This is a genomic window from Flintibacter sp. P01028, assembly GCF_041925235.1.
Classification (GTDB): Bacteria; Bacillota; Clostridia; order Oscillospirales; family Oscillospiraceae; genus Lawsonibacter; species Lawsonibacter aceti.
Map to the genome: position 1 here is coordinate 50,545 of NZ_JBHEVC010000005.1, position 19,705 is coordinate 70,249.

General features: G+C 61.2%; 15 protein-coding genes. 8 read left to right on the forward strand and 7 right to left on the reverse strand.

Annotation, left to right across the window (positions count from 1 at the left end; all coding sequences use genetic code 11):
• Nucleotides 1–12 precede the first annotated feature (12 nt).
• From ACEVJK_RS09560 to ACEVJK_RS09575, 4 genes are all read right to left on the reverse strand, one after another.
• A complete protein-coding gene (locus tag ACEVJK_RS09560; RefSeq protein WP_340405384.1) occupies nt 13–1,758 on the reverse strand; it encodes an NADH-dependent [FeFe] hydrogenase, group A6 in 1,746 nt (581 codons plus the stop codon).
• Complete coding sequence (locus tag ACEVJK_RS09565; RefSeq protein ID WP_374740440.1) at nt 1,752–3,587, reverse strand: NAD(P)-binding protein; 1,836 nt, start codon at nt 3,585–3,587, stop codon at nt 1,752–1,754. The genes ACEVJK_RS09560 and ACEVJK_RS09565 overlap by 7 nt, the downstream gene beginning before the upstream one ends.
• Nucleotides 3,588–3,895: 308 nt before the next feature.
• Nucleotides 3,896–4,807, reverse strand: a complete 912-nt coding sequence (locus tag ACEVJK_RS09570) for a phosphate acyltransferase (protein ID WP_186852336.1) — start codon at nt 4,805–4,807, stop codon at nt 3,896–3,898.
• Nucleotides 4,808–4,973: 166 nt separating this feature from the next.
• Complete coding sequence (locus tag ACEVJK_RS09575) at nt 4,974–5,936, reverse strand: LysR family transcriptional regulator (protein WP_147572762.1); 963 nt, start codon at nt 5,934–5,936, stop codon at nt 4,974–4,976.
• 161 nt (nt 5,937–6,097) lie between these two features.
• Here ACEVJK_RS09575 and ACEVJK_RS09580 point away from each other — a divergent pair, with 161 nt between their 5' ends.
• From ACEVJK_RS09580 to ACEVJK_RS09615, 8 genes are all read left to right on the forward strand, one after another.
• On the forward strand, nt 6,098–7,276 hold the full coding sequence (locus ACEVJK_RS09580; protein ID WP_147572764.1) for a pyridoxal phosphate-dependent aminotransferase: 1,179 nt from the start codon (nt 6,098–6,100) through the stop codon (nt 7,274–7,276).
• Nucleotides 7,277–7,456: 180 nt separating this feature from the next.
• Nucleotides 7,457–9,859, forward strand: coding sequence for a ferrous iron transport protein B (feoB, locus tag ACEVJK_RS09585; RefSeq protein ID WP_262669009.1), 2,403 nt, complete (start codon nt 7,457–7,459; stop codon nt 9,857–9,859).
• 54 nt (nt 9,860–9,913) lie between these two features.
• Nucleotides 9,914–10,732, forward strand: a complete 819-nt coding sequence (locus ACEVJK_RS09590) for a Cof-type HAD-IIB family hydrolase (protein ID WP_147572768.1) — start codon at nt 9,914–9,916, stop codon at nt 10,730–10,732.
• A 156-nt stretch (nt 10,733–10,888) separates the two neighbouring features.
• A complete protein-coding gene (locus ACEVJK_RS09595) occupies nt 10,889–11,059 on the forward strand; it encodes a hypothetical protein (RefSeq protein WP_262669012.1) in 171 nt (56 codons plus the stop codon).
• Between the two features lie 246 nt (nt 11,060–11,305).
• Entirely contained in the window at nt 11,306–12,937 is a 1,632-nt protein-coding gene (locus ACEVJK_RS09600; RefSeq protein WP_374740441.1) for an efflux RND transporter periplasmic adaptor subunit, read from the forward strand.
• A 5-nt stretch (nt 12,938–12,942) separates the two neighbouring features.
• Entirely contained in the window at nt 12,943–13,683 is a 741-nt protein-coding gene (locus tag ACEVJK_RS09605; protein WP_147572772.1) for an ABC transporter ATP-binding protein, read from the forward strand.
• Nucleotides 13,680–14,921: an ABC transporter permease gene (locus ACEVJK_RS09610; RefSeq protein ID WP_147572774.1), complete on the forward strand. Its 1,242-nt coding sequence runs from the start codon at nt 13,680–13,682 to the stop codon at nt 14,919–14,921. The genes ACEVJK_RS09605 and ACEVJK_RS09610 overlap by 4 nt, the downstream gene beginning before the upstream one ends.
• A 111-nt stretch (nt 14,922–15,032) precedes the next feature.
• Nucleotides 15,033–16,898 (forward strand): S-layer homology domain-containing protein, encoded by a 1,866-nt coding sequence (locus ACEVJK_RS09615; protein ID WP_374740442.1) that lies wholly within the window; start codon nt 15,033–15,035, stop codon nt 16,896–16,898.
• A 55-nt stretch (nt 16,899–16,953) separates the two neighbouring features.
• On the opposite strand, the gene ACEVJK_RS09620 is transcribed toward ACEVJK_RS09615, so the two are convergent.
• The 3 genes from ACEVJK_RS09620 to ACEVJK_RS09630 form a co-directional block, all read right to left on the reverse strand.
• On the reverse strand, nt 16,954–18,294 hold the full coding sequence (locus ACEVJK_RS09620) for a D-alanyl-D-alanine carboxypeptidase family protein (RefSeq protein WP_262669014.1): 1,341 nt from the start codon (nt 18,292–18,294) through the stop codon (nt 16,954–16,956).
• Between the two features lie 63 nt (nt 18,295–18,357).
• Nucleotides 18,358–19,020, reverse strand: a complete 663-nt coding sequence (locus tag ACEVJK_RS09625; protein WP_240288678.1) for a gamma-glutamyl-gamma-aminobutyrate hydrolase family protein — start codon at nt 19,018–19,020, stop codon at nt 18,358–18,360.
• A gap of 26 nt (nt 19,021–19,046) precedes the next feature.
• Complete coding sequence (locus ACEVJK_RS09630) at nt 19,047–19,679, reverse strand: AAA family ATPase (RefSeq protein ID WP_240288680.1); 633 nt, start codon at nt 19,677–19,679, stop codon at nt 19,047–19,049.
• Nucleotides 19,680–19,705 lie beyond the last annotated feature (26 nt).

A 19,705-nucleotide genomic window follows, 5' to 3' on the forward strand; every position in this document is an offset into this window, starting at 1 on the left:
CTCTATTTCTCTCTATTGGCGCTGGCCGGGCATCTCCCAGGCCTTGTGGTCGGTGTGAAGCAGCTCCTCCGCCTTCTGACTCAACGGGGCGCCCAGAAAGTCCCGGTACAGGGCTTGGACCTGGGGGTTCTCGTGGGAAAAGCGGATGGGCTCCGCCCGGTCCAGGTCGTACAACCGCTGGCCCCGGACGCCATACAGCTCCTCGTCCTCTACGGAGATGGGCTGACCGCCGCCGCCCACACAGCCGCCGGGGCAGGCCATGACCTCCACAAAGTCGTAATGGACCTTGCCCGCCTTCAGCCGCTCGATGAGCTTTCGGGCGCTGCCCAGGCCGCTGACCACGGCGCAGCGCACAGGGGTGCCGGCCAGCTCAAAGGCGGCCTCCCGCAGTCCGGGCCCGGTACGGACCGCCGCGAAGGCGTCCGGGTCCGGGTTTTTCCCTGTGAGCACATAGGCCGCTGTCCGCAGGGCCGCCTCCATCACGCCGCCGGTGGCCCCGAAGATAACTCCGGCCCCGGTGTGGACGCCCAAGGGGCTGTCCGGCTCCTCTTCCGGCAGGAGGGCGGGGTCCAGCTTGTCGGCCCGGAGCATACGGACCAGCTCCCGGGTCGTGAGAACCAGGTCCACATCCGGGCGGCCGTCCACCGCCATGGTAGGCAGCTCACTCTCCGCCTTTTTGGCCACACAGGGCATGATGGACACGCAGAAGATTTTTTCCGGCGCTACCCCCAGCGTTTGAGCAAACCAGCTCTTAGCCACGCTGCCAAACATCTGCTGGGGCGACTTGGCGGAGGAAAGCTGATGGGTCAGCTCCGGGTATTGGCTCTTCAGGAACCGGACCCAGCCGGGGCAGCAGCTTGTGAACATGGGCCAGCGGGTCAGCCCCCCGGCCTGGAGGCGGTGGAGGAACTCGCTGCCCTCCTCCATAATGGTCAGGTCGGCGGCGAAGTTGGTGTCAAACACATATTGGAAGCCCAGCCGCCGCAGGGCGGCGGCCATGCGGCCCATGGTGGCCTCCTCCCGCTTCAGCCCAAATGCCTCGCCCCAGGCGGCACGGACGGCGGGAGCCACCTGGACCACGGTAATCTTGTCCGGGTCGGCCAGGGCGGCAAAGGCCCGCTGGGTGTCGTCCCGCTCCCGCAGGCCGCCCACGGGACAGTGGGTGATGCACTGGCCGCACAGGGCACAGTCCGAGTCCTTAATGACCCGGTTGTCCGACACGTCGATGGTGGTGCGGCCGCCGGTGCCCGCCAGGTCCCAGATGGACAGGGACTGGACCTTGTCACAAATCTGGATGCAGCGCATGCATTTGATGCACTTATTATAATCATGGTACAGGGGGAAGGTGGTGGTCCAGGCCCCCCGCAGTCCCCGTGGCAGCTGGCTCTCATAGGGCAGGGACAGGATGCCCAGGTCATTGGCAATCGCTTGAAGCTGGCAGTTCCCGCTGCGGACGCAGGTGGCGCACTTGCAGTCGTGCTGGGACAGAATCAGCTCCACATTGGTCCGCCGGGTGGTCCTGGCACGGGGGGAATTGGTGTGGACCACCATTCCCTCCTTCACCGGGTTGTTGCAGGCGGTGACCATGGCCCGCTCCCCCTCCACCTCCACGCAGCAGACCCGGCAGGCAGCGATCTCATTGATCCCCTTCAGGTAGCACAGGTGGGGAATACGGATGTGGGCCGTTTTGGCGGCCTCCAGGATGGTGGTGCCCTCCGGCACCTGGACAGTCAGTCCGTCAATGGTCATCGTCACCATTCCGTGTTCCTCCCTCCCTTGAAGATACCGTAGCCGAAGTGGTCACAGCGCAGACAGCGGCTGGCCTCCTGCTGGGCCTCCTCCAGTGTCATGCCCTCCTTGAGCAGAGAGAAGTCCCCGCTGTAACAGGAGAGATGGCGGTTTTTCAGATTCACCCGGCCGCAGGGCGGGGTGTTGGTCATATGGGCCGGCGGGATCTCCACATCGCAGCGGATCTTGTGGTCAAAGCCCAGATAGTTGTCAATGTTGGCGGCGGCCACCTTTCCGGCGGCCACGGCCCGAATCACGGTGGCTGGGCCGGACACGGCGTCGCCGCCGGCAAAGACGTTGTCCACGCCTGGGACCGAGCTGGTCAGGTCGGTCTGGATGGCCCCCCGGCGTGTGGCAATGCCCACCGCCTCGAAGGGCTGGGCCTCGATGGCCTGGCCGATGGCCACGATGACGTAGTCGCAGGGGATGCGGAATTCCTTTGTCTGGGCGCCGGCCGGAGCGGGCCGGCCATCCCGGCCATAGCGGCTGATGATTTGGGGCTGTGTCCACAGGGCGGCCACCTTTCCCTCCTCGTCCGCCTCAATGCGGGCGGGGGCCTGGAGGGGCAGAATTTGGCAGCCCTCGGCCATGGCCTCCTCGATCTCTTCAGACAGGGCGGTCATGTCCTCCACCCGGCGGCGGTAGACACAGGTGACGCTGTCCGCCCCCAGGCGCAGGGCGGTGCGGGTGGCGTCCATGGACACGTTGCCGCCGCCGATGACGCACACCTTCTTTCCCGTGAAGTCCGGGACCTGGCCCTCGCCAATGCCCCGGAGCAGCTCCACAGCGCTGATGACGTTTTGGGAGTCCTCCCCCTCCAGCCCCAGCTTTTTGTCGTTGTGGGCGCCGATGGCGATGTACACCGCGTCAAAACTCTTCTGGATGTCCTCCATGGTCAGATCTCTGCCAATGGACACCCCAGTATGGACTCGGACTCCGGCGGACAGGATGTGGTCGATATCCCGGTCCAGGATCTCCTGAGGCAGACGGTAGTCCGGGATGCCGTACCGCAGCATACCGCCCAGTTTAGGGCGCTGCTCATACACCGTCACCTGGTGCCCCATAAGGGACAGATAATAGGCGGCGGTCATGCCGCCTGGGCCGCCGCCTATGACGGCAACTGTCTTTCCAGTGTCCGCCGCCCGCTCCGGCGGGGCGGCAGGGGCGGCGTGATCCACCGCAAACCGCTTCAGCCCGCAGATGTTGACCGCGTCATCCACCATCCGGCGGCGGCACTGGGCCTCGCAGGGATGCTCGCACACATAGGCGCAGGCGGAGGGAAAGGGATTGTCCTTCCGAATCAGGCGGACCGCGTCGTCGTACCGCTCCTCCCGGACCAGGGCCACATAGCCGGGGACATCCACATGGGCCGGACAGACGGACACGCAGGGCACCGGGTGGCTCAGGCCGCAGATACAGCGGCCGTGGACCACATGCTCCTCATAGTCCTCCCGAAAGCCCCGCACTCCCCTGAGCACCATGTGGGCAGCCTCATAGCCGATGGCGCAGTCGGCGGAATCGGCTATGACCTGGGCAGTGCTCTCAATCAGGTCGATGGTCTCCAGCGTAGCGGTGCGGTCCAGCACCTGCTCGATCAGGATGGCCAGCTGGTTCAGCCCCACCCGGCAGGGAACACACTTGCCGCAGGTCTGGGCGTGGCACAGCCGCAAAAAATTCAGGGACATGTCCACAGGACACAGGCCAGAGGAGCTGGCACTGATCCTGCGCTCCATGTCCCGACTGAGCCACGAAAGGACGGTCTGGGCCCGCCCCGGCGTTTCGATGGACAATCGGCTCAAAGGGATCTCCTCCTTCACATCTTCTCGCTGTTCTGCAAAGCATTCCTTCCTTGTCTTTCATAGTTCGGCAAAAAGTTTCTGCTTTCCAGCGTTTTTCCTGCCTCGATTGCAAAAATCTTGACAGCTTCACTTTTCCTATATTCAAAAAAGTATCACAAGGCCCAGCCGTTGTCAATGGCAACCGGGCATTCTCTTATTTCATATGATATCATTTTTATCCGGGGGATATTTTTGTTCCAGCCTACCAAAATGAAAACCGGCCGGCGGCCGCTGGAGCGCGGACGCCGGCCGGGAACTCTCGGTCCAGTTCAGGCCTTCTGAGACAGGGCAGTACAGAAGGCCAGGGAGTGGAAGGCCACCTCTTTGTCATCACTTCTGGAGGTGAGGGCCACAGGGATTTTGGCCCCGATGACCACGCCGCAGGTCTGGGCGTGGGCGTGCATCTGCCAGCACTTGACAATCAGGTTGCCCGCCAGCAGACTGGGAACGACGATCCCGTCGAACTCCCCACACAAGGGACAGTCGTAGCCCTTCAACCGGGCGGCCTCCTTGGACAGGATCAGGTCATAGGCGATAGGGCCCACCAATTGGCAGTCCGCGATGGGGTGCCGGCAGTGCTCTCGGACCAGCTCCTGGGCCTCGATGGTGTCCTTCATATGGAAGGCGACCTTCTCCACCATGGATAGCAGGGCAATATTGGGCCTCTCATAACCCACAGTCTTCAGCATATCCACCATGTCAGCGATGATGGTCTTTTTCTGTTGAAGATTGGGCTCAATGGTGACGGTGACATCTCCGATGGCTATGACCTTGGGATACTCGGGCATACAGACCAAGTCAATGTGGGCCAGCAGCTTGTCGGTGCGCAGCCCATTCTCCGGCACCAGGAGGGGCAGCAGGAACTCCCGGGTCTGGGTGTTGCCCCGCATGAGCATATCCCCCTCGCCCCGGTTGACCACATCCACCGCCGTCTGGGCCACATTCTCCCCAGGCTGGGTGGGTACCAGGCGGTAGGGCCTGTCTTTCATCCCCAGCCGCTCCAGCATGGGGACCACCTTCTCCTCCTCGCCCACTAGGACGGGAAATACAAAGCCGGCCTCCTGAGCCATAAAGGCCCCCAGCAGGATATTCTCCGCGTCCGCACCGGCGATAACGACAGTCTTAGGCTTCTGAACGCTCTTAGCCTGCTCCACGATCTGATCAAAATTTTTCAGCGCCATGGTACACAACATCTCCTTTTTCACATCGATCCTTCGTCACAGTTCAAAAGCGGGAAACAGGGACTCTGTCTGGTCTTTTTCCCCATCTTAGCATCTTTCTTCCGCTAAAACAAGGCTTTCCAGGGATAATTGTGGGAAAAAGTTGTGATTACAAGTCCGGCGGCACTCACCGGCGGGACCAGTTCTTCCCTGGGCTTTCGCCGCGCATAAATTCGATGAGCTGCCGATGAATTGGGCTGGTCTTGTTCCTAGAGTAGGATAAATAGATGTTTCGGAATGCCTGGGGGTCGTCCAGCAGATAGAACACCACGCCACTGGTGGGAGTGACAAACTCTGGGATAGTGGTTCGCAGAAATGTGATTCCCTTTCCCTCGCACACCAGGTAATAGGCGGTCATCATCTGGCTGAGGTACAGGGATACGTTGGGGGTGAATCCGGCATTCCGGCACAGGGTCAGGCTCCGGTCGTGGACGTCGTTGTCCGGCTTGAGCAAAAGGAAAGGCTCGTCCTTGAAATGGTGCAGTGGGACTGGCGGACGCCTGTGCTCCAGCTCGTCCCGTCGGAGCAGCCCCTCAAAGGTGTATCGGTAGGGCTCCAGCCGCTGGTTGATCTCATAGTGGGCCGGAACCGCCAGGATAATCTGCTCTGACGCCCAGGGAAAGGTCTGTATATCGCTACCAGAGGGGCACTCCGCTTCCAGCAAAAAGTCCAGCTGGCCCGCCCTCAGCTTCTCAGTCAGGCCAGAGGTAGTCCCCTCGGTGAAGGTTAGGGTGACCTGGGGGTACAGAGCGCAGAAGTCGGTAAGCAGCTTAGGCAGCACATAGGTACAGAAAAACATAGAACTGCCAATGTGCAGCTCCACATTGTTGACGCTGCGCATCTCGTTGAAATGCCGCTGCATCTCCTCCTCGATGGCCATAATGCGCTCGATCTGCTCAATATAGTACCGCCCCGCATCGGTAAGACTGATAGGGTTGGTGCTCCGGTCAAAGAGGGGGATCTGGAGCTGCTGCTCCACCTTTTTCACTGTGGCACTCAGCCAGGGCTGGGACACATATAGTTTTTTTGCCGCCTTGGAAAAGCTCTTCTCCTGATATATGGCGTAAATGTACTCTTTATAATCCGTCATAGCAGCCCTCTATAAGGAAAATCATATAGTGCCTTCAACGATTTGCTATTTTACATCGCGGCCGGCACCTGCTAGAATTATATCAGAATGTCCCCCCGTCCAGCAAGAGGATTCCTCTCCGCGGCGGGTACAATTTAACATTTTAAGGGAGAATCATCGCTATGGAACTGAAAACTTCAGCCAGAATGGACCAACTGGCCCCCTCCGGCATCCGAAAAGTCAATGAGAAGGCTCTGGCTATGGAGCGGGCCGGGGAGCATGTCATTCATTTTGAAATTGGCCGTCCCGATTTTGACACCCCTGAATATATCAAGAAGGCGGCTGAGGCGGCTCTGGACAAGGGGGACGTGTTTTACACCTCCAACTTCGGCACTCTGGAGCTGCGGCAGGAGATTGCCAACAAGCTGAAGCGGCAGAACAATGTGGACTATAAGGCCAGCGAGGTGCTGGTCACCGTAGGCCTGTCCGAGGCTGTCTTTGCTGTTCTGGCCGCTATTCTGGACGAGGGGGACGAGATCCTGGTCCCCGACCCTGCTTGGCTCAACTACCACAATGTGCCCCGTATGTTGGGCGCCGTCCCCGTCACCTACTCTCTGAAGGAGGAGAATGGCTACCAAATGGACCTGGCCGAGCTGCGCTCCAAGGTGACGGACAAGACCAAGGCCGTGGTCATCATCACCCCTAACAATCCCACTGGCGGCGTTCTGTCCCAGGATACCCTCCAGGGCCTAGCCGACCTGGCCATCGAGAAGGACCTGTTAGTCATCTCCGACGAGGTGTATGAGCGGCTCATCTACGATGGGGAGAAGCACATTAGCATCGCCTCCCTGCCGGGCATGAAGGAGCGGACCTTCACCATGAACGGCATGTCCAAGGCCTACTCCATGACCGGCTGGCGCCTGGGCTATGTGGCCGCCCCCGAGGCCTATATCGCGGTCCTCAACAAGTTCCACCAGCATAACACCACCTGCGCCCCCTCCTTCGTCCAGACGGCCTCTGTGGCAGCTCTCCGTGACGAGAAGAACGAGGTCAACGACATGGTTAAGGAGTATCAGCGCCGCCGGGATTATGCCGTCAAGGCCATCAACGACATTCCCGGTTTGAGCTGTCTGTGCCCCAAGGGCGCCTTCTACATCTTCATCAACTGCAAATCCCTGGGAAAACCCTCCGCCGAGCTGGCCTCCTATCTGCTGGATGAGGCCAAGATCGCCCTGGTTCCCGGCGATGTCTTTGGTCCCGGCGGAGAGGGATATCTCCGCCTCTCCTTCGCCAACAGCTATGACAATATCGTGGAGGGCTGCAAGCGGCTGGCCCAGGCTGTGGCTAAACTGCGGCAGTAAGTCTTCCCGATGGAACAAACTGCACAAGAGAGCGCCCAAAAGGGCGCTCTCTTTTTCCGTTCAGAGGAGGGAAAGGGAGAGGCACGGCCTTGCAAAAAGCCCTCCTTTCCATTACAATGACGTTAGGAGAAGATTAACCGATTCGTGATAGCAGACCGTTTCAAAAGAAGGGAAACTTGGATGGAAACGACAGTGCAGCGGAAGACTCTCAATGACCTGGCTCCGGGCCAGAGCGGCACGATCCTGTCTGTGGGCAATCAGTCCGGGGCAGTGAAGCGCCGGCTAGTGGATATGGGGCTGACCCCCGGCACCCAGGTGAAGGTAAATAAAATCGCCCCTCTGGGCGACCCCCTGGAGGTGTCCCTCCGGGGCTATGAGCTGTCCCTGCGCCGGGCGGACGCCGAACAGATCGTCATAGGGCAGCCCCGCCTGCGGCGGGCCGGAGGGACCACCCTCCAGACCGGTCCAGATCCCGAAGCCGCCCGCCGGCAGCTGCGGGACCACGAGCATGAGCTGGAGGCCCACGGCGGCCGCTATGACGCCGCCGCCCACGACAGTCGGTCTATGCGTGTGGCTCTGGCTGGCAATCCCAACTGCGGCAAGACTACTCTGTTCAACGCCCTCACCGGCTCCAACCAGTATGTAGGAAACTGGCCCGGTGTCACCGTGGAAAAGAAGGAGGGCACCGCCCGTTTGGGCGATAAGTCCATGACGGTGGTGGACCTGCCTGGCATCTATTCCCTGTCCCCCTATTCCATGGAGGAGATCGTAGCCAGGGATTTTATTATCGGCGAGGCGCCGGACTGTATCATCGACATCGTAGACGCCACCAATCTGGAGCGCAATCTGTACCTCACAGTCCAGCTTCTGGAGCTGGAGCGGCCCATGGTGGTGGCGCTGAACTTTATGGACGAGGTTGCTAAACGGGGCGACCAGATCGACGTGGCCCGGCTGTCCAAGGAGCTGGGTATTCCCGTAGTCCCTATCACCGCCCGAACCGGCGAGGGGCTGGACACCCTGCTCCACACCGCCCACCGTCAGATGCACTTGGGCTTTACAATCGAACCTGACGATTTGTACGACAGCTTCACCCATGACATCCACCACCGGATGGGCGAGCTGATCCACGACTACGCCTACGCCGCCGGGCTGCCCGCCCACTGGGCCGCCATCAAGCTGCTGGAGGGAGACGACATCGTAGCCAAGGCCCTGAAGTTGCCCGCACGGGTGTCCGGCCTGCTGGATGCGGTAGTGGCCGAGTACGAGGGATCCAGTGACCTGGGCGACCGGGAGACCCTGATTGCCGACAGCCGTTACCAGTACATCGAAAAGGTGGTAGCCGCCTCTGTGGTCAAGGGCGGCCGTCCCGGCGAGCTGACCTTCAGCGAGAAGGTGGATAAGGTGGTCACCCACCGCCTGTTCGCCATTCCCCTGTTTCTGTTGACTATGCTGCTTATGTTTGTCGTCACCTTTGGTCCCTTTGGCTCCTGGCTGTCCAACGGGGTGGGGGCCGCCGTGGACAGTCTATCCGGCTGGCTCTCCGGGGCGCTGTCCGGGGCGGGAGTGTCCCCGGTCCTGGTGTCCCTGGTGTGCGACGGCATCATTGCCGGGGTGGGGGGCGTGCTCACCTTTCTGCCCCAGATCGCCCTGCTCTTTTTCTTCCTGTCCTTCCTGGAGGACTCGGGCTATATGTCTCGGGCCGCTTTTATCATGGACCGCCTGCTCCGCCGGTTCGGACTGTCTGGAAAGGCGTTCATCCCCATGCTCATGGGCTTTGGCTGCTCGGTGCCCGCCATCATGGGGGCCCGGACCATGGAAAACGAGAAGGACCGGAGGATGACCATTCTACTGGTTCCCTTCATGTCCTGCTCGGCCAAGCTGCCCGTCTACGGGCTGCTATCCGCCGCCTTCTTCGGCCCCTACGCCGGACTGGTGGTCTTTGGGCTGTATCTCATCGGCATGGCGGCGGGCATCCTGTCCGGCCTGTTCTTTAAAAAGACCCTGTTCGCCGGGGAGCCCGCCCCCTTTGTACTGGAGCTGCCCCCCTATCGCCTCCCCTCCCTGTCCAATATGCTCACCCATGTGTGGCAGAAGGTGCGGGGCTTCCTCATCAAGGCAGGCACCCTCATCCTTCTCATGTCCATGGTGCTGTGGCTGCTCCAGTCCTTCGACTTCTCTCTGCGCATGGTGGAGGACGCCGGCCAGAGTATGCTGGGTACTCTGGGCTCCCTCATCGCCCCCATCTTTGCCCCCTGCGGCTTCGGCCACTGGCAGGCCGCTGTTGCCCTGCTCACCGGGCTTGTCGCTAAGGAGATGGTGGTGTCCTCCCTGTCCATGTTCTACGGCTTCTCCCTCACCGCCTCCAGCGGAGCGGTGGCAGCGGCCATGGCTGGCTTCACCCCCCTGTCCGCCTTCTCCATGCTGGTGTTCATTCTGCTGTACGTCCCCTGTGTGGCCGCCGTATCCACCCTGTTCAAGGAGATGAACAGCCCCAAGTGGGCTTGGTTCTCCATCGCCTGGCAGGTAGGCTGCGCCTATGTGGTATCTCTGCTGGTGTATCAGGCGGGCAGTCTGTTTTTCTAAATGGTGGGAGCGGCCGAAGGCCTCTCTGACCTCTCGATCTAGGAGGAATCTGTTATGGTAAAACTCATCTCGCTGGACCTGGACGGCACGCTGCTGGATCCACAGGGCCAGATCACCCCGGCCTCTAAGGCGGCTATCGCCCTGGCCCGGGCCGCTGAGATTCGGGTAGTGCTGAATACTGGCCGTCCCATCCCTGAGGCCTGCTTTTTCGCCAGGCAGGCCGGGTGTGATGATCTGGTATCTGCTTTGGGAGGGGCGGCGCTGGCGGACAGCTCCACTGGCCAGGTCCTCCAGCGCCAGGACCTGCCCCAAAACACGGGGCGGAGGGTGCTGGAGCTGTGTCTGGGCCGGCGGATCGAGCTGATGATTTTCGCCGGGGAGGAGATCGTCCTGGACCCCTTCTCCAAGGAGTCCCTGCTGCGGACCTATCCCTATCCAGTCTTTCATGACAACGCCGTGGTGGTGGAGGACCCCCTGGCCTATCTGGAGGAGCACCGCCTGCCCTTGACCAAGGTACACGGGGACTGGAATCAGCCGGCTTATCCCTTGGAGGAGCTGCGGGCCCTGGAGGGGTTGGAGCTGACCTCCTCCAACGACCATGATTTCGAGGTGGTGCCCGCCGGGGTGGATAAGGGGGTTGCTCTGGCCCAGCTGGCCCAGCGGTACGGCGTGCCCCTGGACCAGTGCGCCGCCGTGGGGGACAGCGACAACGACTTGGCCATGCTCCAGGCGGCTGGCGTTCCTATCGCCATGGGCAACGCCTCCCAGGCCGTCAAGGACCTGGCCCTCCGGGTCGTTGCGGACAATGGACAGGACGGTGTGGCTGCGGCTATTCTGAACTGCCTGGACCCGAAACTTTCTCCATCCCTTTAATCGTCGCATCGTGCCGCCGGAGCTCCGGCGGCACTTTTATATTTTCCTCTTTTCTTTGAAGGGATTAAGGACGCGGCAGCTTTTTTAAGGAAAATACCCTTAAATCCCACCCTTTCCCTTACCATCTGGTATCATGTTCTACCAGGAGGTGATTTTATGTACAGAGGTCCCCATGTAGACGATCCGAAAAAGTCGGTGACCGTCGTTCTCCCACTGGACCGCTACCAGGCGCTGGCCCGTCTGGCGGAGCAGAACTCATACAGCCTTCCCGCCTATATCCGCCAGGTGCTGCGGAACCATATCCAGTCCCTGGAGGGGGAGCCATAAGGCCGAAATTCCCGCCCGGTTTCACCGGGCAGGAATTTTTATGCCCTCTCCCCCACTGGAATACAAATTTCCCCTTGACCTTCCACCTACTGGACGGTATAAACTGTCACGGCAGCGGTGGGACAAATTTTAATGAAATTTTCATCTATTCTTTCAATGGATATAAACTTTGTCCCGTACAATGGAAGCACACAGGGACACCCCGGCGAAACCGGCCCTCGGGCCATGAAGATAAGGAGTTTTTTTATGGACGCGACACAGGTCAGCACACAGGAGGAGATACAGCTCCCACAGGAGCCGGGGAAGAAGGGACCTCTTTTTCCAGTCCCCCGGAAAAAGAAGAAGTGGATCAAGCGGGGGGCCATCCTCCTTGTGGTCCTTCTAGCCATATGGTGGTTTTTCCTCCGCCCGTCGGGTGGAGGGGGCGGCGTCAGCGCCGCCGGGCAGTACATTCCTGTTCCCGCCTCTCTCCAGGATCTGACGGTGGCGGTGGACGGCTCCGGGGCGGTGACGCCCATCGAGTCCTATCAGGTGGGCGCCCTGGTCAGCGGCGAGGTGCTTGCCGCCCCCTTCGAGGTGGGCGACTGGATTGAGAAGGGAGATCTGCTCTATCAACTGGATGCCGGGGACGCGGAAATCGGTCTTCAGCAGGCCCAGTTATCCCTGCGTCAGGCCCAGCTCAACTATGATGAGCTGCTCTCCGGCATGAGCCCAAGCGCCTCCGCCGCCGGGGTGGTCCAACAGGTCCACGTCCAAAAGGGGGACTTGGTCTCTCCCGGCACCCCTATTGCCGACGTGGCGGACAACTCCACCATGACCTTGACCCTCCCCTTCCAGTCGGCGGATGCCGCCAGCCTGTCCCCCGGTCAGGGGGCCCAGGTGACCATCGCCGGCACCATGGAGGTGCTGTCCGGCACAGTGGAGTCCATCTCCTCCGCCGAGCTGGTGGGAAATGGCGGCGCTCTGGTCCGGCAGGTGAAGATACGGGTGGATAACCCAGGCGCTCTAACCTCCGCCAATTCGGCCACCGCCACTGTGGGGGACATCGCCTGTGCCGGAAGCGGCTCCTTTGAGGAAAATACGCGCCAGACCGTGGTGGCCCAGACCTCCGGCGAGGTGACTGCCGTCCACGTCACCGCTGGCAGCAGGGTGTCCGCCGGTACCGCCCTGGTCACCCTGGGGGGCGATGGGGCCCAGAGCGCCCTGGAAAACAGCGCCATCTCCGTGGAAAATGCCCAGCTGGCCCTCCAAAGGGCCCAGGACGCCCTGGAGAGCTACACCATCACCGCCCCTATCTCCGGCACGATCATTGAGAAGAACTATAAGGTGGGTGACAAGGTAGACGGCATGGACGCCGGCTCCCTGGCCATTCTCTATGACATGAGCAGTCTGAAGCTGACCATGAACATCAGTGAGTTGGACCTGAACCAGGTCCAGGAGGGTCAGGAGGTAGACATCACCGCCGAGGCGCTGCCCGGACAGGTCTTTCAAGGCGTAGTGGACCGGGTGTCCATCAACGGCACCACCACCAACGGCTTTACCACCTATCCCGTCACCATTCTGCTGCGGGAGTTCGGCGACCTGAATCCAGGCATGAACGTGTCCGCCGATATCGTTGTCGAGCGGACCACGGGCGTCCTCTGTGTCCCGGTGTCCGCCGTCAACAGCGACGGCACTGTGCTGGTAGCCGGACCGGGCACACTTTCTGAGGATGGCCTCACCATAGCCGATCTTTCCAAGGCGGAGCGCCGCCCTGTGGAGCTGGGACGGAGCAACGAGGAGTACATCGAAATCACTTCCGGACTGTCTCAGGACGAGGTGGTGCTGGTTCCTGACCAGGCCACCAGCTCCATGGGCGCCGTTGCGATGGGAGGCTGACCGGCTTGGAACATCTCATCGAACTGAAGGACATATATAAGATCTATCCGATGGGGGAGGAGACAGTCCATGCCCTGGATGGGGTGAACATCACCATCGACCAGGGGGAGTTCGTGGCCATTGTAGGCTCCTCCGGTTCAGGCAAGTCCACAGCTATGAACATTATCGGCTGCCTGGACGTGCCCACCTCCGGCACCTACCATCTGGGGGGTGTGGATGTGTCCACCATGGAGGACGACCAGCAGGCGGACATTCGCAACAAGATGCTGGGTTTTATCTTCCAGCAGTACAACCTGATCCCCAAGCTGTCTGTGCTGGAAAATGTGGAGCTTCCCCTGCTCTACGCCGGCGTGCCCGCCGACCAGCGTCGGGAGCGGGCCATCCGCTCTCTGGAGCGGGTGGGACTGGCGGACAAGAAAAAGAATCTGCCCAGCCAGCTCTCCGGCGGCCAGCAGCAGCGGGTGTCCATCGCCCGTGCCCTGGCCGGGGACCCCTCGGTCATCCTGGCTGACGAGCCCACTGGAGCCCTGGACTCCAAAACAGGCCGGGAGGTACTGGGCTTTTTGAAAAAGCTCAATCGGGAGGGGGACACGGTGGTCCTCATCACCCACGACAACTCCATCGCCGTCAAGGCGGACCGCATCATCCGCCTTCAGGACGGCAAGGTCATCTATGACGGGGACGCCCACGATCCACGGGCTGTGGTCCAGCCCGACGCGGCGGACGAGGAGGTGGAGGCGGTATGAACTATGGACAGTCCTTCCGCCTGGCCATCAAGGCCCTGGCCACCAGCAAGATGCGCTCCCTGCTCACCATGCTGGGCATCATCATCGGCGTGGCCGCCGTCATCATTATCCTGGCCCTGGGCAACGGCCTGACCGGCATGGTGCAGCAGCAGGTGGATAAGCTGGGGGTCAACATGATGATGACCTATGTCTGGGGACGAGGGGATGGGTCCACCTCTACCCTGGACCCCCAGGATATGTATGATCTGGTGGAGGAAAACCCGGACGTGCTCTCCGGTGTTTCCCCCTATGTGAACGCCCAGGCCACCGTCCGCAAGGGGGACGAAAAATTTGACAAGACCTCTCTCTACGGAGTCAGCGAGGTCATGTTCAACAACAGTACCAAGGGCACCATCGACGGCGGGGAGAAGCTGGGCCAGGGACGGTTCCTCTCCTGGCTGGACGTGGAGCGGCGAAGCCAGGTGTGTGTCATTGGAAGCTATCTGGCGGAAAACGCCTTTGGGGGCGACGCCCTGGGCCAGACTCTGACCATCAACGGTCAGGCTTACACTGTCATCGGCGTGCTGGAGCAAATCCGGGAGAACATGGAGGAGGGCGGCCCTGACGACCAGGTGTACATCCCCTATGAGAACGCCCTGGAGATGCTGGGCACCCGGAACGTGACCTTGTATATGTTCACCAGCACTTCCGGCGAAACAGCGGCCGCCGCGCGAATGGTCATCGACAGTATGCTGCTGGAGTATTTTGACGGGGATTATGACGCCTTCTACACCCAGACCATGGCGGAGCAGGCCGAAATGATCAACCTGATGATGGGGGTGGCCATGGGGGTACTGGTGGCCATCGCCGCCATCTCCCTGTTAGTAGGGGGCATCGGCATCATGAACATCATGCTGGTATCCGTCACCGAGCGCACCCGTGAAATCGGCATTCGGAAATCTCTGGGCGCCAAACGGCGGGACATCCGCCGCCAGTTCGTCATCGAGGCCGGGACCACCTCCGCCATTGGCGGGCTGCTGGGCATCGGCCTGGGCTGTCTGCTGGCGATGGGACTGGGGGCATTGTTCGGTGGGATGCTGTCCGCCCAGATGGGCGGCGCCGTCTTTAACGCCACTCCTACTCTGGGCGCTATTGCCATCAGCTTCGGGGTGTCTGTGGGCATCGGTGTCCTGTTCGGCTATCTGCCCGCCAACAAGGCGGCCAAGCTGAATCCTATTGACGCGCTGCGATATGACTGATAAATTAGAGACAGAAGAAGCGCGGCGGTCCCTTTCTAACGGTCGTTTTTTCCTTAGGGCCCTGTTGGACGCTCAATCTTCTGACCTCTGATGAAAAAAGGAGCCATTAAAATGAGAAAAAAATTCACATCCGCCCTGTTGACCGCCTGTCTGGTGCTGGGCTTGGCTCTCCCCGCTCGCGCGGCAAGCCAGCCCCAGAAGGAGGAGGCCATCCAGGTGGTCAACGCCCTAGGCATCATGGTGGGGGACACCAATGGCAACATGAATTTGTCCAGCCGGGTCACCCGTGCGGAGTTTATCACCATGGCTGTCAAAGCCACGCCCGGCGGGGAGCAAATTGGTCAGGCCGCCACCTCCCCCTACCCCGATGTCCCACGGAGCCACTGGGCCTCCGGCTATGTGGAGGCGGGAGTGGCCGCTGGACTGGTATCCGGCTACACAGACGGTACTTTCCGCCCCAACCGGGAGATCAGTCTGGCCGAGGGCGTGACCATTGCCCTGCAGCTTCTGGGTTATGGCCCCAGTGATTTCTCAGGCGCCTACCCCACCGGACAGCTTGCCATGTATCACAGTCTAAAGCTGGACCAGGGTGTGACCGCTGCCGGGCCCTCTACCCTTCTGACCCGGCAGGATGCCATGTACCTGTTCTATAACCTGATGACCGCCAACACCAAGGAGGGGCGTCCCTACCTGGAGAGTCTCGGCTATTCCCTCAACGCCGCTGGTGAAATCGACCTGGTGGCCTTGATCAGCGGACAGATGGAGGGCCCGGTGGTCGCACAGGGGAACTGGCAGTCCTCCCTCTCCTTTGACCCGGCCCAGGCCAAGGTTTACCGCAACGGCGGCGTGTCCACGCTGTCTGCCATTCAGAACTACGACGTGGTCTATTGGAACCGGGCCATGCGCACCCTGTGGGCTTACTCCGACAAGGTAACAGGCACGATCCAGGCCCTGGAGCCCAGCGCCTCTAACCCTACCTCTGTCACGGTATCTGGAAGGACCTGCACCATTGAAACCTCCTCTGCCGCCTATTCCCTTTCCACACTGGGAGAATATGCCCTGGGCGACACAGTGACCCTGCTGTTGGGACGCGAGGGGGGTGTGGCCGCTGTGATAGGGGCCCTATCCGCCGATGAGAGCCAGCAGGTGGGCGTGGTCACCTCAGTGTCCAATTCCTCTTACCCCGATGGCAAGGGCGGCACCTATCAGGCCAAAACCGTGACGCTGTTGTCCACGGATGGCCAGACCTACCGCTATCAGACCACCAGCTCTGTCAAAGAGGGAGCCCTGGTCCGAGCCGCGGTGGATGACCAGGGGAAGGTGACCCTGAAGGGCCTGACCAGCGCCTCTCTCACCGGCAAGGTGAACGCCGCCGGCACCAAGCTGGGCAGCCACCCCTTTGCGGAGGGTGCAGAGATTCTGGATGTCAGCGATGGGCAGGGCGCGCGGATCTATCCCAGCCGTCTGGCCGGACTGGAACTGACCGACAGCATGGTCAAGTACCACTCCCTAAACGGCTCCGGTGAAATCGAGACACTGGTACTCAACGATGTGACCGGCGACGCTTACCGGTACGGCATCCTCACCCGCATGGAGAGTACGTCTGCCGGGGAATTTTCCTCCTATTACAGCTACGAGCTGGATGTAGGAGGACAGCAGATCTCCCTTCCCCAGAGCACGACCCGCTACCCTGTGGAGCGGGGGCCGATCCGCATTAAGGGCGACCCTGCCCATCCTGACGGGCTCTACTCCCTGACACTCGCCGGCAAGGGCGAGGCCAGCGGGGGCCAGTTCCTGTCCGGTTCCAAGGGATATACCCTCTCCGACAATCTGATGGTCTACGAGTACCAGGACGGGGCGTACTATTTGTCCACCCTGGCCAGAGTCCAGGGCGGCCGCTTTGAGCTAAGTGGCTGGTATGACAAGTCTGAATCCTTGGGAGGCCGCATCCGGGTCATCGTAGCCCGAAGCATCTAACTAAAACAGAAAGACCGCTCCAGCGCCTTTTCAGGCGCCGGAGCGGTCTTATTTGTCACATGGCAGGAGTGGTATCGGAAACATAGGTCTGTTCCAAGCCGAGATCCAGCTCCAACAGGAAATTCAAGTCATCCAGGGCCAGGTACAGCTCCCCCTCCAGCATCAGCGCCGGGGCGGACAGTTCTACCCTTTGGCCGTCCCGCTGACTGTTCTGGCCGGTCGTCAGCGTATACCAGTGCTCCCCGCCGTACAGGACGACTTCCTCCCCGCCGAATGTGGTTCCGACCCGCCACCCCAGCGCCTGGGCCAGACGGCCGGCAGAGAGGTAAACTCTGCCCTCCAGCATCAGAGCGCCGGAGCCCAGCTCCAGCTCCCGTCCCTGTATGTACAAAGCCGGCACGCCATTTGTGCCCTGGACAGGGAGGCGGGCCACATATTCCTCATAGGTCAAGTCCCGCTCCATACAGAGCTTGGCAATGTCCTTGCCCACATAGCGGTAATGCCAGGGCTCAAACCGGTAGCCGGTGATCCGCTCCTTCCCCTCTGGATAGCGGAGGATAAATCCGTACTCCGCACAGTGCTCTACCAGCCAGGCGTAGGTGGGCGTGTTCTCAAAGTGGGCCTGGACACTGGCGGTATTGATGTCCAGTGCCAGTCCGGTCTGATGCTCCGAGGAGCCTGGACGGGCGGAATAGGTGTCCGCCAGGCTCTGACCATCCTGGGACACATATCGGTCATATACCCGCTCCTGTGTCCCATAGGAGCGGTAGGAGGATACGTTCCACAGCCGAATCCCCTCCGTCCGGGCCTGGTCCGCCATGGCCTTGAACTGCTCCCAGGCCTCCCGCTGGAGATAAGCTGTCCCATAAGTATAGGCTGTCCCCATCCGGACCAGATCAGGTTTATAGTCCGGGCTGAGTTGGTGGTACTTATTGACCAGGACGGTCTGGCTGTCCGGGTCCTCCACCATCTGGATTCCCTGATAGAATGGGCGGTCCAGGCCGATATTCACCTCGGTCGCCACCTGTTCTGTGGTCAGCTCCGGGTGCCGCTCCCCGTAGTCCAGATAGCGGCCCATATTTTCCACATGGCAGTAGGGCAGGACCAGCAATTCCAATTCCCGCTGGGACAGCGCTCCCTCCATCAGCCGGTGATAGAGCTCTCGGTCCAGGCGGCTCCAAACCTGGGCGATTTGATCCCGCTCCAGCCCTCTCCGGGCCAGCAGAGCGGACACATCCCGATAGGCTGCCGCCGGGTCGCCGTTGTCCAGCACCAGGGGCGAGGGATCCCCAGGCTCCTCTGGCGGTATGGCAAAGACCACCGCCGGGAGCAAAAATACCAAAAGTCCAGCCGCCAACATCCTGGACAGGCGGCGCTTCGGGAAAAAGCTGCGCATGGTGATATAATATCCTCCTCAGGCGGAACAGCTCCGCCGTTCTCTGTCAGTATACGGCCGGGCCTAGCCCCGGCACAGGTCCATAAAATATTGGAAGATCGGCGCTCCATCCACCGCATCCCCCCGTCTTTGGTCAAAGGACATCCGCTCCGGATGGAACTGGACCCCCAGCACCGGCCGCTGTGTGTGAATCAAAGCCTCCGGAAAGCCGCTCTCCGCCCAAGCGATGGTCTCCAGTCCCTCACCCAGTCGGTCCACCGCCTGGTGGTGGGCACTGTTCACCGGGAATATGGGGCCGTACAGCCGGTGGAGCAGAGTGCCCTCCCGGCTGCGCACAGGGTGGACCCGGTCCTCCTCCCCGCCGCCATGGAAAGGTCTGATTTCTCCCGGCAGGTCTTGGAGCAGGGTGCCCCCCAGCGCCACATTGACCACCTGCATCCCCCGGCAGATCGCCAGGATTGGCTTGCCCGCCTGAAAAAAGGCCCAGAACAGCTCCAGCTCCGCTTGGTCTCTCTGCCGGTCCGGGGGCTGGGAGCCCCGGTTTTCCTGCCCAAAGAGGGCAGGGTCCATATCCCCGCCTCCGCACAGGATGAGCCCAGCGCAGGACAGGTCAGGAGATGGGCAACAGCCGGGGACAGGCCTCGCCCCTGTTTCACAGGCCGCCCGACAGTAGTTATCCATACGTCCGGCCTGACCAGAAATCTGGATGGAAGGGAGATGGTCCATAAAAGCTCCTCTCTGATGGGGCCCGGTCAGCTCTGCTGGGCGTCTACCGCCGCTCTGGACCGGACCAGCGCGCAGATCAGCTCCACCGCTCCGGCAATACCAGAAGTGCTGGAATTAAGGGTCAGGTCATAGCGGCGCATATCGCCCCAGGTGTGGCCGGTGTAATAATTGTAGTAGTTAGCGCGCCCCCGGTCCATCTGGATGATGCGCCGTTCCATGTCGTCTGACGGGATGTGGTACTCCTCCACACACCGGGTCACCCGGCTGGGCAGATCGGCGTGGACAAAGACCTTCAGACATTCTGGCCGATCCCCCAGCACATAGTCGCTGCACCGCCCCACAATAACACACGGGCCTTCGTCGGCCAGCTCCCGGATCACGTCGGCCTGGGCGAAAAAGGCCTGGTGGCTGACGGGCACACCTTGGTGGGCAAAGGCGGGGGTCCCGATCCCGATGGGGGTAATGGACAAATGGAAGCGGCTGCGGGCCCGCTCCTCCGCACGGGCAATAAAGTCCGGGGACAGGCCGCTCTTCTCCGCTGTCTTTTGGATGATGGTCCGGTCATAGCATGGGATGCCCAGCTGGGCAGCCAGGCGCTTGCCAATCAGTCTGCCTCCACTGCCAAATTCGCGGCTGATGGAAATGACGTAATTACTCATAGTGCGCCTCCTGATCCTAAAGATAT

What these genes read in the sequence shown, in the direction of transcription:
- ACEVJK_RS09630 (WP_240288680.1), bottom strand. Translation starts at nt 19,679, where the DNA reads ATGAGTAATTACGTCATTTCCATCAGCCGCGAATTTGGCAGTGGAGGC.
- feoB (WP_262669009.1), top strand. Translation starts at nt 7,457, where the DNA reads ATGGAAACGACAGTGCAGCGGAAGACTCTCAATGACCTGGCTCCGGGC.
- ACEVJK_RS09620 (WP_262669014.1), bottom strand. Translation starts at nt 18,294, where the DNA reads ATGCGCAGCTTTTTCCCGAAGCGCCGCCTGTCCAGGATGTTGGCGGCT.
- ACEVJK_RS09560 (WP_340405384.1), bottom strand. Translation starts at nt 1,758, where the DNA reads ATGGTGACGATGACCATTGACGGACTGACTGTCCAGGTGCCGGAGGGC.
- ACEVJK_RS09610 (WP_147572774.1), top strand. Translation starts at nt 13,680, where the DNA reads ATGAACTATGGACAGTCCTTCCGCCTGGCCATCAAGGCCCTGGCCACC.
- ACEVJK_RS09570 (WP_186852336.1), bottom strand. Translation starts at nt 4,807, where the DNA reads ATGGCGCTGAAAAATTTTGATCAGATCGTGGAGCAGGCTAAGAGCGTT.
- ACEVJK_RS09590 (WP_147572768.1), top strand. Translation starts at nt 9,914, where the DNA reads ATGGTAAAACTCATCTCGCTGGACCTGGACGGCACGCTGCTGGATCCA.
- ACEVJK_RS09600 (WP_374740441.1), top strand. Translation starts at nt 11,306, where the DNA reads ATGGACGCGACACAGGTCAGCACACAGGAGGAGATACAGCTCCCACAG.
- ACEVJK_RS09595 (WP_262669012.1), top strand. Translation starts at nt 10,889, where the DNA reads ATGTACAGAGGTCCCCATGTAGACGATCCGAAAAAGTCGGTGACCGTC.
- ACEVJK_RS09615 (WP_374740442.1), top strand. Translation starts at nt 15,033, where the DNA reads ATGAGAAAAAAATTCACATCCGCCCTGTTGACCGCCTGTCTGGTGCTG.
- ACEVJK_RS09575 (WP_147572762.1), bottom strand. Translation starts at nt 5,936, where the DNA reads ATGACGGATTATAAAGAGTACATTTACGCCATATATCAGGAGAAGAGC.
- ACEVJK_RS09625 (WP_240288678.1), bottom strand. Translation starts at nt 19,020, where the DNA reads ATGGACCATCTCCCTTCCATCCAGATTTCTGGTCAGGCCGGACGTATG.
- ACEVJK_RS09580 (WP_147572764.1), top strand. Translation starts at nt 6,098, where the DNA reads ATGGAACTGAAAACTTCAGCCAGAATGGACCAACTGGCCCCCTCCGGC.